Origin of the sequence: Agrobacterium sp. SORGH_AS_0440 (genome assembly GCF_031453135.1) — a bacterium.
Classification (GTDB): Bacteria; Pseudomonadota; Alphaproteobacteria; order Rhizobiales; family Rhizobiaceae; genus Agrobacterium; species Agrobacterium pusense.
Genome location: NZ_JAVIYR010000002.1, coordinates 223,631 through 235,143, shown reverse-complemented (window position 1 = coordinate 235,143; position 11,513 = coordinate 223,631). Strand labels below are relative to the sequence as shown.

Below are 11,513 nucleotides of genomic sequence, written 5' to 3'. Positions count from 1 at the left end.
AATCAAAAACGCCGGTGGATCGCTCCCCGGCGTTTTTTGATTCGAGTAACGCGCATTTCAAACGAAAACCGAATTTTTCCAGTTACGACATTTTGCCTTGTTTTTGCGCCAAATGGGATCAACATTGCGTAACAGTTTTTTGACAATGACCAAATGCATCTGAGGGGAATTATGGCACTTAACCTGAAGCAACGCCTTGAACAGAAATTCGAGGAAGAAATCCGCTTTTTCAAGGGCATGGTCAGCCAGCCGAAAAAAGTCGGCGCCATCGTACCGACATCGGCCATCACAGCGAAAAAGATGGCGAGTGTCATCAATCCCCATTCCGGCCTGCCGGTTCTTGAACTCGGCCCAGGCACGGGTGTCATCACCAAGGCCATCCTGGCGCGCGGCATCAAGCCGGAGAATTTGACCGCCATCGAATATTCGACCGATTTCTATAATCAGCTGCTCAAAAGCTACCCCGGCGTCAACTTCGTCAATGGGGATGCCTTCGATCTCGATGCGACGCTCGGCGAACACGGGCATCAGATGTTCGACAGTGTCATTTCAGCCGTGCCCATGCTGAATTTTCCGATGGCCGCCCGCATCAAGCTTCTCGACGAATTGCTGAAGCGCGTGCCGCATGGCCGCCCCGTGGTGCAGATATCCTATGGCCCGATCTCGCCGATCGTCGCACAGCCGCATCTTTACCACATTCGTCATTTCGATTTCATCGTGCGCAATATTCCGCCGGCGCAACTGTGGACCTATACTCGGGCCTGACGTCCGGCAGATCGAGAAAATCCGTCATTTCCCGGTCGTAGCGCATGGTTAGGGTGTCGATGCCCTTTCCATGGCCTTTTGGGGACCGATTGCCGTGCATGCTCTCTACATTACCCACCCCCAGGTCAGAATAGATCGGGCTGTTCCCGTTCCTCAATGGGGGCTTTCGGAAAGAGGTGCCGAGCGGGCGCGAGAGGCAGGCCGCCTGCCTTGGGCGCTGGCATTGCGCCATATCGTTTGCAGCGCCGAGACGAAGGCGATTGAAACCGCCCGTATCCTTGCCGAGACATCCGGAGCGGAGATAGAAATCGTCGAGGAGATGCATGAAAACGACCGGTCCTCCACCGGTTTCCTGACGCCACCGGAATTCGAGAAGGCGGCGGACTGGTTCTTCGCTCACCCGCAGGAAAGTTTTCGCGGCTGGGAGCGGGCAATCGATGCGCAGGCGCGGATTGTCAATGCCGTCAGAGCTCTTCTTGACCGGCACGATACACAGCGGCCTATCGCCTTTGTCGGCCATGGCGGTGTGGGCACACTTCTGAAATGCCATATAGAAGGCCGCCGCATCAGCCGCAGCGAGGACCAGCCACCCGGCGGCGGCAATCTCTTTCGCTTCTCCATCGCCGACTTTTCACTTGCAGCCGCCTCCCCCGCATGCGACTGGACGGCAATGGAAACATGGCAGGGATAAGACAATGACCGCGCGCGAAAAACTCATCGTCGGGCTCGATGTTCCGACTGTGCAACAGGCCGAAGACATCGTTTCAAAAATCGGCGACGAGGTTCTTTTCTACAAGATCGGTTATCAGCTCGTCTTCGCCGGCGGTCTGGAATTCGCGCGCGACCTTGTCCAAAGCGGCAAGAAGGTCTTCCTCGACATGAAGCTGCTCGATATCGACAACACCGTCGCCTCCGGTGTCGAAAACATCGCCCGGATGGGCATGTCGATGCTGACGCTGCATGCCTATCCCAAAGCCATGCGCGCTGCCGTCAAGGCGGCGGAAGGTTCCGGCCTCTGCCTGCTCGGTGTCACGGTGCTGACGTCGATGGACGACAGCGATCTGGCCGAAGCCGGTTACGCCGCGGATGCCCGTTCGCTGGTGCTGCGCCGCGCGGAACAGGCGCGCGAGGCGGGCATGGGCGGCATCGTCTGCTCGGCGGAAGAATCGACCGCCGTGCGCGAAATCCTCGGCCCCGATCTTGCGGTCGTTACCCCCGGCATTCGCCCCGCGGGCGCCGATCTCGGCGATCAGAAACGGGTGATGACGCCTTACGACGCCATCAAGGCGGGTTCGAGCCATCTGGTTGTCGCCCGACCGATCGTCAGGGCGGAAGATCCCAAAGCGGCGGCCCGCGCCATTCTCGATGACATGCTGCGCGCCAGCTTTCCAGCCAATCAATAATGACGACGGGAGGAGATGAAATGGCAAAGGGATATTGGATCGCCCGCGTCGATGTTCGCGACAGCGAGCGTTACAAGGACTACGTCTCAACGGCAAAACCCGCCTTCGAGCGGTTCGGTGCGAATTTCCTCGCTCGTGGCGGTGCTTTGACCGAGCTTGAGGGCAAGGCACGGGCGCGCAACGTCGTCATCGAGTTTCCTTCGGTGCAACACGCCATCGATTGCTATAATTCCCCCGAATACCAGGCAGCCGCCAAAATCCGCCAGGAAGTCGCGGATGCGGAAATGGTGATCGTCGAGGGAATTTGACGGTCGTCAACCCTATGTCCCAAACCCGCCTCTCCCCGGCGAGAACATCTCTTCCCGTGCGCGCGGCTTTGGGCTAAGAGACTGAAAAACGCTTTATCGACAGCTTCTGAGGAGCCTCCCATGACCTTGGCCAACCTTCCCCCCCTCGTCACCGTATTCGGCGGTTCGGGTTTTGTCGGGCGGCATGTGGTGAGACTGCTCGCCAAGCGCGGTTATCGCATTCGTGTCGCCGTGCGCCGACCCGATCTCGCCGGCTTTTTGCAGCCGCTTGGCAATGTCGGCCAGATTTCCTTTGCGCAGGCCAACCTGCGTTACCGCGATTCCGTCGTCAAAGCCGTGGAAGATGCGGATCATGTGGTCAATTGCGTCGGCATCCTGACCGAAAGTGGCCGCAACACCTTTGACGCCGTGCAGGAATTCGGCGCGAAAGCCATCGCCGAGGCCGCCCGCGATGCCGGCGCCACGCTGACGCATATTTCCGCCATCGGCGCGGAAGCCAGTTCGTCCACGGGTTACGGCCGCACCAAGGGCCGCGCCGAAGCTGCTATCCATTCCGTTCTGCCCGCCGCCGTTATCCTGCGTCCTTCGATCATCTTCGGACCGGAAGATGATTTCTTCAACAAGTTCGCGAAGATGGCCCGCGGCATGCCCTTCCTGCCGTTGATCGGTGGCGGAAAAACCAGGTTCCAGCCGGTTTATGTCGAGGATGTCGCGGAGGCGGTCGCCCGTAGCGTTGACGGCAAGCTGAAACCCGGCGCCATCTATGAGCTCGGCGGCCAGGATGTGATGACGTTCCGCGACTGTCTTGAGGCCGTTCTTGCCGCCACCTATCGCGAACGTCCGTTCGTCAATCTGCCTTTCGGCGTTGCCTCGATGATCGGCAAGGTTGCTTCGATGGTGCCGCTGATCACGCCACCGCTGACATCCGATCAGGTGACCATGCTGAAAAAGGACAACGTCGTTTCCGCCGAGGCGGAAAAGAACGGCCTGACGCTGGAAGGCATCGGCATTACGCCCGTTCGTGTTGCGTCTGTTCTGCCGTCCTACATGGTGCAATATCGCCCGCACGGCCAGTTCTCGAATGCGGGCAAGGCGGCCTGAGCTCTGCCGCCATGCGGCACCTACTTGAAAGGCGGGACTTGTTCCCGCTTTTTTTGTGCATTCTTCATCGCAACCAAACCGCTTTCGGTGCATTTCTCCTTCGATAACGGGAAGGAGGCGACATCAATATCGGAGCGGCGAGCCGCTGGAAAAGGTTAACGGCGGAAAGGTCTCCGCAGGCAAGCGTGGCACAAGCGCAACTGTGGAAAAGACTTCGCATTAACCCGGTATTCAACAAGCTGCTTTATTGATATTCGCCACATTCCAAACATATCCCGAACCCTCAATTCACACACGGCGGCACGATCCGCGCGAACGAACGTCTGAAAGGCAATCATAAAATGGGCAGATCTATCGCACTCTTTTTTGCGTGTGCGGCTTTGGTGGTTCTGGCGGGTTCATTCATGGCACCGGGCACGGTTGCAGCGGGCAAGAGCGGTTGTGCTCCGGCTTATGGCGTGGACCCCTGTGCGACGGCTTCGATCAGCACCAACTGACCAGCCTTTAGAAGTTTAAAAAAAAGCGTCGCCGGTTTTCCGGGGCGCTTTTTCTTTTTCAGACCATATAAATTAAAGCCTTAGCCCAGGACCAGAAGCGCGATAAGTCCCAGAGACCCGATGGCGATGCGCCACCAGGCGAAGGGCGCGAAGCCCCGTCGCGAGACGAAATCCAGGAGCGAGCGAACGACAAAAAGACCCGAGACGAAAGCGGCGATGAAGCCGACGGCGATCAGAGCGCCGTCATCGAAACTCAGGGCATCGCGGTTCTTGTAAAGATCGAGCGTAAACGCGCCGAGCATGGTCGGCATCGCCAGGAAGAACGAAAATTCGGCGGCGGAGCGCTTGTCCGTGCCCATCAGCAACGAGCCGACGATCGTGGCGCCGGAACGCGATGTGCCGGGAATCATCGCGAGGCACTGGAAGAGGCCGATCTTGAATGCAAGCGACGGCGGATAATCCATGATGTCGGTATATTTCGGGTTCAGCGGCATTCGGTCGACGGCAAGCAAAATGACCCCGCCGATGATCAGCACCACGCAGATGAGCATGGGCGTTTCAAACAGCACGGTCTTGATGAAGTCATGCGCCAAGGCGCCGATGATGGCCGCCGGCAGGAAGGCGAGAGCGACGGCCAGCACGAAGCGGCGCGCTTTCGCGCTTGTCGGCAGAGCGAGCGCTATCGATACAAGCTTTTGGAAATAAACAAGAAGTATCGCAAGGATCGCACCGAGCTGGATGAGAACCGCAAAGGTGTTGCCGGGTGATTTGAAGCCGAGGAAGTGCCCGGCCAGCAGCACATGCGCCGTTGAGGAAACGGGAATGAACTCCGTCAGACCCTCGATGATACCCAGCAGAAGCGCGCTGATGATCGATTGGTCACCCATGGGGAATCCTTCTTTTCAGGGGAAAGTGGCAATGGAAGGCAATTGCGTTAAACTTGTTTTAAAGTAGCCAAGCTCTTATAGCGTCTTGATGAAGCGAAACTGAAAAAGTTTTCCGGCAGATGCCGATCATGACAACCAATCGTAAAAATTGAGTACCGATGCCAACTCTCTATCACTCTCCGATGTCGACCGCATCCCGGTTCGTTCGTCTGATCCTTGCGGAATACGGGTTCCAGACCGATCTCGTGGAGGAGCAACCGTGGGAAAGACGGCGGGAGTTTCTGGCGCTCAATCCGGCTGGCACCCTGCCGGTCTATCTCGACGACAATATGCGCTCCCTCAGCGGGCCTTACGTGCTTGCGGAATTTCTCGATGAAACCCATGGGGTTTTGAAGCGTGACAGGCGTCTTCTGGCGGAAGACCCGTTTCAGCGCGCGGAAATTCGCCGCCTGACGGAATGGTTTCTGCAGAAGATGGAAAATGACGTGACCCGGCCGCTGGTACGGGAGCGTGTTTACAAATTGCAGATGACGACCGCGCAAGGCGGCGGCCCGCCGGATTCCAAATTGCTGCGCACAGCCCGCAACAATATCCGCCAGCACATAAAGTATCTGGAATGGCTGGCCGGTTCGCGCACATGGCTGGCGGGTGATCGGCTGAGCTATGCCGATCTTGCCGCCGCAGCCGCGGTTTCGGTTCTGGATTATCTCGGCGAGATCAACTGGCTCGAGGCGCCCATCGCCAAGGAATGGTACCAGCGGGTGAAATCCCGTCCGTCCTTCCGGCCGTTCCTGAGCGAGCGTATTCCGCGCCTCGCCCCCTCCTCCCATTATGCCGATCTGGACTTTTAAGTTCAGCCTTTCGGTTATTTGCTGCGGCCCGGGACTGCGCCTATATATGACGCGCAATAACCCGCAGGAGAGACTACCATCGACGTTGCCGACGAGAAGCAGCGGATACGCGCGCGCAAACTGACGGATTTCATTCGTCAGGAAGCCCTTTCGCTTGGCTTCGATCTATGTCGCGTCACAGCGCCGGACAGCATTCCGCTCGCACCGGAACGGCTGAGAGAATTTCTCGGCAAAGGTTATCACGGCACGATGGCGTGGCTGGAAGAAACCGAGGCCCGGCGGGCGGAGCCGAAAACGCTGTGGAGCGATGTACGCTCCATCGTCATGTTCGGCCTCAATTATGGTCCCGACGAAGACCCGCGCAATCTGCTCTCGAGACGGGACAAGGCAGCCATTTCGGTCTATGCCCGCAATCGCGATTACCACGACGTCATCAAGGGGCGGCTGAAGGAAATCGCCACGCGCTTTGCCGCACGCGCCGGCGAGGATGTGAAGGTCTTCGTCGACACCGCCCCGGTGATGGAAAAACCGCTCGCCGCCGCTGCCGGCCTCGGCTGGCAGGGCAAACACACGAACCTCGTCAGCCGCAGCCATGGTTCCTGGCTGTTCCTCGGCAGCATGTTCACCACCGCTGATCTCTGTCTCGATGAGGCCGAGAAGGATCATTGCGGCTCCTGCCGGGCCTGTCTTGATGCCTGTCCAACGGCGGCCTTTCCCGCCCCCTATCAACTCGACGCCCGTCGCTGCATCTCCTATCTCACCATCGAGCACAAGGGGCCAATTCCGCATGAGTTCCGGCCGATGATGGGCAATCGCATCTACGGCTGTGACGATTGCCTCGCCGCCTGCCCATGGAACAAGTTCGCGGCCAGCGCCTCGGAAATGAAATTGCAGGCGCGCGATGATCTGAAAGATCCGTCTATCGATTTCCTCCTGACATTGGATGATGCTGCCTTCCGCAGCTTTTTCAGTGGCTCTCCCGTCAAACGCATCGGCCGTAGCCGATTTATCCGCAATGTGCTGATTGCGGCCGGCAACTCCGGAAACCGGCAGTTCGTGGAACGATGCAAGGCTCTTGCCGAAACGGACCCTTCGCCGGAGGTACGCGGCATGGCCGCATGGGCTTTATCGCGGCTTATGGACAGACAGGAATTCCGTACATACTCTGCCACGCGCGCACCGGAGACTGATCCGGAGGCGGAAATGGAATGGCAATTGGCAGAGGCGTGAACCATGCATGTGATGATTTTTGGCGCGGGTTATTCGGGGAAAGCCATTGCCAACGCGCTGAAATCCCAAGCAGCAGGGATCTCCGGCACCACGCGCAGTCAGGACAAATTCTCTGGCCTCGCCAGCGCACACATGACGCCCTTGCTCTTTGACGGCGTCCAGCTCAATGATGAGCTCGTCGCTGCGATGGGCAATGTCACGCATCTCATACAATCCGTCGCGCCGGGCAAGGATGGCGATCCTCTGCTTCCGCTTCTGGGCGGCGACTTGAAAAAGCTCCTGCCCAATCTGGCATGGATCGCTTATCTTTCTACCGTGGGTGTTTATGGCGACCACGGCGGCGCTTGGGTGGACGAGACAACACCCTGCCGCCCCGTTTCCCCACGTTCTGTGGAGCGGGTAGCGGCTGAGGCCGCATGGACTGAAGCGGCCCGCGACGCCGACGCGCCGCTTTCCATCCTGCGTCTATCCGGAATTTATGGCCCGGGGCGCAATGCCTTCATGAATTTTGAGAAGGGAACGGCGCGGCGGCTGGTGAAGAAGGACCAGGTATTCAATCGCATCCGCGTGGAGGATATCGGCGCGGCGGTTGCCTTCCTGGCACAGAAACACGAAGGCGGCATATTCAACGTGACCGATGATGAACCCTGCCCCCCGCAGGATGTGGTAAGCTTCGCGGCAGCGCTGATGGGAGTGGAACCACCACCCGAACAGGCCTTTGAAACTGCCGATCTAACACCGATGGCGCGCTCTTTTTATGGCGAGAACAAGCGCGTTTCCAACGCCAGAATTCGCGATCTGGGCTTCGATTTTCGCTTCCCGGAGTACAGGGCCTCGCTTCGACAATTATGGGAAAACGGCCTCTGGCGAGGCTGAAAAATGCCATCTCCAAAAGCGATGAAAAATCCTTCCAATCCCGCTTTTGCGGATGGTTTTCGTCTTATTTCAGCCAATTAGGATTTTATTAACCAAGCCGAAATGACTAAAATCATAGTCATTAGAAAAATATTTCACTCACATTTCGTGAAGTGGATTCACGAAGCCGTGACTTGCAACAGCATTCCCATTGAGCATTGATTCTGCGTTATTTTTTCCGCTTCTTCAAACGGGCGCGGCAATGGCAGCTTCCGGCCGATGATCACGAATGTTGCAGTCTGTAACAGTTCGTGATTTGAGATCAGCTTTTTTTCGCCATTTTTCCCTCGCCCTACAATCTCGCATCAAAAGGCGTTCAGGCCAGTTCATGGCCGTTTAGCAAGGGCACAATCAATCGGCGCGGGGCCGATTTTCAGGGAAGCACTGTTTTGAATATCCGTCGTATAACTTTCACCGCTGCAACTATCGCCGCCTGTTCCATCATCGCGCCTCTTCAGGCGAATGCGGCAAATGGTTGTGGAGGCGCATCGTGGTATGCGTTGACCTCCAAGACTGCTTCTGGCGAGCGTATGAACGCCGCCAACCTGACCGCCGCTCACCGCTCCCTGCGGTTCGGCACCAAGGTCAAGGTTACCAACGCGCGCAACGGCAAGGCCGTTGTCGTTCGCATCAATGACCGCGGGCCATTTATCAAGGGTCGCGTTCTCGATCTTTCCAAGGCTGCGGCCAAAAACATCGGCATGATCAACTCCGGCACTGCCAAGGTCTGCTACGAGGTCGTCAAAGCCGATTGAGCCTTGCCCTCGCCGCCATTCGCGTCTACCAACCGGACTTGTCAGGAAAACGAGGTAGACAATGCGATTAGGCGGGCGTTTGGCCGGAGCAATCGAAGTATTGGCGGATATTGAGGGACGCAGGCGTCCCGTCGCCGATGCTCTGAAGGACTGGGGCCTTGCCCATCGTTTCGCCGGGTCGGGCGACAGGGCCGCGATCGGCAACATTGTCTATGATGCGTTGCGCATGAAACTGTCGCACGCCTGGCTGATGGATGACGACAGCGCCACCTCACTCGGCTACGCTGTTCTGTTGCGTCAATGGGGCAAGAGCTTCACGGAACTGGCAGCGGAATTCGATGGTGACAAATTCGCGCCTGCCGCACCGGACGCTGAAAGACAGCAGGCATTTCTCTCCCGTTCCCTTGCCGAGGCGCCGGCCCATGTTCAGGGCGACATTCCCGATTGGGTGCAATCTTCCTTCGAGACCGCATTCGGGGAGCGCTGGCTGACTGAGGCTCAGGCGCTCAATGAGCGCCCTACTCTCGATCTGCGTGCCAACACCTTGAAGGCGACCCGTGAAAAGGTTTTGAAGGTTCTTGAGGAAAGCGGCGCGGAGGCCACGCACATCGCCCGTCAGGGTGTTCGCATTCCCGCAGGCGAAGGCCCATCCCGCCTGCCGAACGTCACCGCCGAACTCTCCTTTCAGAAGGGCTGGTTCGAAGTGCAGGACGAGGGGTCGCAGATCGTCGCCGATCTCGCCGGCGCGCATGAGGGTGATCAGATCCTCGATTATTGCGCAGGCGGCGGCGGCAAGACGCTGGCCATGGCTGCCAGCATGAACAACAAGGGTCAGGTCCACGCCTTCGACGCCGACCGCAAGCGCCTTGCGCCGATCATCGAACGGCTGAAGCGGGCCGGCACGCGTAATGTGCAGGTTCATGACCGCGCATCGGGCCTCACGCCGTTTCAGGAAAAATTCGACCGCGTTCTCGTCGATGCCCCCTGCACCGGAACCGGAACATGGCGGCGGCGCCCCGACACCAAATGGCGGCTGACCGCGCGCAATCTGGAAGAGCGCGTGCAACAGCAGAGCGAGGCACTTTCGCAGGCCAAGGGATTCGTGCGCCCGGGCGGAGAGCTGCTCTATGTAACCTGTTCGGTGCTTCCCGAAGAAAACGAACAGCAGGTCCGTCGCTTCTGTGAGCAAAATCCAGATTTTGCCATTGGTTCGGCGTTGGAGCGGTGGCAAACGACTTTCGGCAGCAGTGCCAACAAACCGCATTCTTCCGACGGCAAGACAGTGACGCTCACGCCTGCAACCACAGATACGGACGGTTTCTTCTTCTGCCTGATGAAACGCAGAGCATAAAAGCATTTTGCATCCAGGGATTTTACCTGGGAAATACAGCACGGGCTTGTTTCAAAGCATTCTAAACTAGAATGTTTGACACAAGTTTGTGATTGGGTCAGAACTCGCTTGCCGCAGCGTGAAGTTATTTCATGCCTGCTCAAGGAGAGGGATCATGATCCGCAAAACCATTCTCAGCGCTTCTTTCGCGCTTCTTGCCGCATCGGCGGCTTTCACCGCGGTTCCTGCAAAGGCTGCCACCGACGCGGCCGCTGTTGTCAAGCACTATGCCGATGTCGCACATGCGAAATACGAGGATTCGCTGATCACAGCGAAGGCGCTGGATAAGGCCGTCGACGCATTGATCGCCACACCGAGCGAAGAATCGCTAAAGGCCGCGCGGGAAGCCTGGATCAAGGCACGTGTTCCCTATCAACAGTCGGAAGTCTATCGTTTCGGCAACCCGATCGTTGACGATTGGGAAGGCAAGGTGAACGCCTGGCCGCTGGACGAAGGCCTGATCGACTACGTCGATGGTTCCTATGGCACGGAAAGCGACGAAAACGAGCTTTATGTTGCGAATATCATCGCCAACCCGAAGATCAAGATCAGTGGTGAAGAGGTCGACGCCTCCAAGATCACCCCGGAACTCATCGAAAGCCTGCACGAGGCGGGCGATGTCGAAGCCAATGTGACGACCGGTTACCACGCCATCGAATTCCTGCTCTGGGGCCAGGATCTGAACGGCACCGGGCCGGGCGCAGGCAACCGCCCTTACACCGATTATGACAAGGCGAAATGCACGAACAGCAATTGCGATCGCCGTGCCGATTATCTGAAATCCGCCTCCACCCTGCTGATCAAGGATCTGCAGGAGATGGTCGACGCCTGGGCGCCGGAAGGCGAAGCAACCAAAACGCTGGAAGGCGATCCGAAGGCAGGCCTCACCGCCATTCTCACCGGCATGGGCTCGCTCTCCTATGGTGAATTGGCCGGCGAACGCATGAAACTTGGCCTTTTGCTGCACGATCCGGAAGAGGAGCATGATTGCTTCTCCGACAATACCTATAATTCGCATCTCAACGACGCGATCGGCATCGCCTCGGCCTATACCGGCGACTATACCCGTGTGGACGGAACGAAGATGACTGGCGCGTCGCTCTCGGAACTGGTCGGCGCCAAAGACAAGGCGTTGAACGACGAGATGCTGGTGAAGCTGGACAAGACGCTCAATGTCATGCACGCGATGGAAAAGCGCGCTCAGACGGTTGAGGCCTACGATCAGATGATTGGCGAGGGCAACAAGGAAGGCAACGCCGTGGTTCAGGCCGCCATCGATGGCCTCCTCGACCAGACGAAATCGGTCGAACGCGTCATTGCAGCGCTCGATCTCGGCAAGATTGACCTCGAAGGATCCGCCAGCCTCGATAATCCGAACGCCGTTTTCAAATAAACGGCAAGAACGGGCCGC

General features: G+C 58.0%; 12 protein-coding genes. 11 read left to right on the top strand and 1 reads right to left on the bottom strand.

Annotation, left to right across the window (positions count from 1 at the left end):
* Positions 1 to 171 precede the first annotated feature (171 nt).
* The 5 genes from pmtA (at position 172) to QE453_RS10390 (ending at position 3,577) form a co-directional block, all read left to right on the top strand.
* Positions 172 to 765, top strand: a complete 594-nt coding sequence (gene pmtA, locus QE453_RS10410) for a phospholipid N-methyltransferase PmtA (protein ID WP_006699699.1) — start codon at positions 172 to 174, stop codon at positions 763 to 765.
* 94 nt (positions 766 to 859) lie between these two features.
* Positions 860 to 1,456 (top strand): histidine phosphatase family protein, encoded by a 597-nt coding sequence (locus QE453_RS10405; protein ID WP_309778127.1) that lies wholly within the window; start codon positions 860 to 862, stop codon positions 1,454 to 1,456.
* A gap of 4 nt (positions 1,457 to 1,460) precedes the next feature.
* Positions 1,461 to 2,168, top strand: coding sequence for an orotidine-5'-phosphate decarboxylase (gene pyrF, locus QE453_RS10400; RefSeq protein WP_004439469.1), 708 nt, complete (start codon positions 1,461 to 1,463; stop codon positions 2,166 to 2,168).
* 20 nt (positions 2,169 to 2,188) lie between these two features.
* Positions 2,189 to 2,476 carry a DUF1330 domain-containing protein gene (locus QE453_RS10395; protein WP_004439466.1) on the top strand — a complete coding sequence of 96 codons (288 nt, stop codon included), beginning with the start codon at positions 2,189 to 2,191 and terminating at the stop codon, positions 2,474 to 2,476.
* 120 nt (positions 2,477 to 2,596) lie between these two features.
* Entirely contained in the window at positions 2,597 to 3,577 is a 981-nt protein-coding gene (locus QE453_RS10390) for a complex I NDUFA9 subunit family protein (RefSeq protein ID WP_112766079.1), read from the top strand.
* A gap of 577 nt (positions 3,578 to 4,154) precedes the next feature.
* On the opposite strand, the gene QE453_RS10385 is transcribed toward QE453_RS10390, so the two are convergent.
* Positions 4,155 to 4,961, bottom strand: coding sequence for an undecaprenyl-diphosphate phosphatase (locus tag QE453_RS10385; RefSeq protein WP_037089424.1), 807 nt, complete (start codon positions 4,959 to 4,961; stop codon positions 4,155 to 4,157).
* A gap of 158 nt (positions 4,962 to 5,119) precedes the next feature.
* On the opposite strand from QE453_RS10385, the gene QE453_RS10380 reads away from it, so the two are divergent.
* From QE453_RS10380 to QE453_RS10355, 6 genes are all read left to right on the top strand, one after another.
* Positions 5,120 to 5,812: a glutathione S-transferase family protein gene (locus QE453_RS10380; RefSeq protein ID WP_006699702.1), complete on the top strand. Its 693-nt coding sequence runs from the start codon at positions 5,120 to 5,122 to the stop codon at positions 5,810 to 5,812.
* A 78-nt stretch (positions 5,813 to 5,890) separates the two neighbouring features.
* Complete coding sequence (queG, locus tag QE453_RS10375; RefSeq protein WP_112766078.1) at positions 5,891 to 7,042, top strand: tRNA epoxyqueuosine(34) reductase QueG; 1,152 nt, start codon at positions 5,891 to 5,893, stop codon at positions 7,040 to 7,042.
* Between the two features lie 3 nt (positions 7,043 to 7,045).
* Positions 7,046 to 7,918, top strand: coding sequence for an SDR family oxidoreductase (locus tag QE453_RS10370; RefSeq protein WP_309777023.1), 873 nt, complete (start codon positions 7,046 to 7,048; stop codon positions 7,916 to 7,918).
* A 428-nt stretch (positions 7,919 to 8,346) separates the two neighbouring features.
* Positions 8,347 to 8,712, top strand: a complete 366-nt coding sequence (locus QE453_RS10365; RefSeq protein WP_004439454.1) for a septal ring lytic transglycosylase RlpA family protein — start codon at positions 8,347 to 8,349, stop codon at positions 8,710 to 8,712.
* 61 nt (positions 8,713 to 8,773) lie between these two features.
* Positions 8,774 to 10,063, top strand: a complete 1,290-nt coding sequence (locus QE453_RS10360) for an RsmB/NOP family class I SAM-dependent RNA methyltransferase (RefSeq protein ID WP_035206665.1) — start codon at positions 8,774 to 8,776, stop codon at positions 10,061 to 10,063.
* A gap of 154 nt (positions 10,064 to 10,217) precedes the next feature.
* Positions 10,218 to 11,495: an imelysin family protein gene (locus QE453_RS10355; RefSeq protein WP_244405353.1), complete on the top strand. Its 1,278-nt coding sequence runs from the start codon at positions 10,218 to 10,220 to the stop codon at positions 11,493 to 11,495.
* Positions 11,496 to 11,513: the final 18 nt, after the last annotated feature.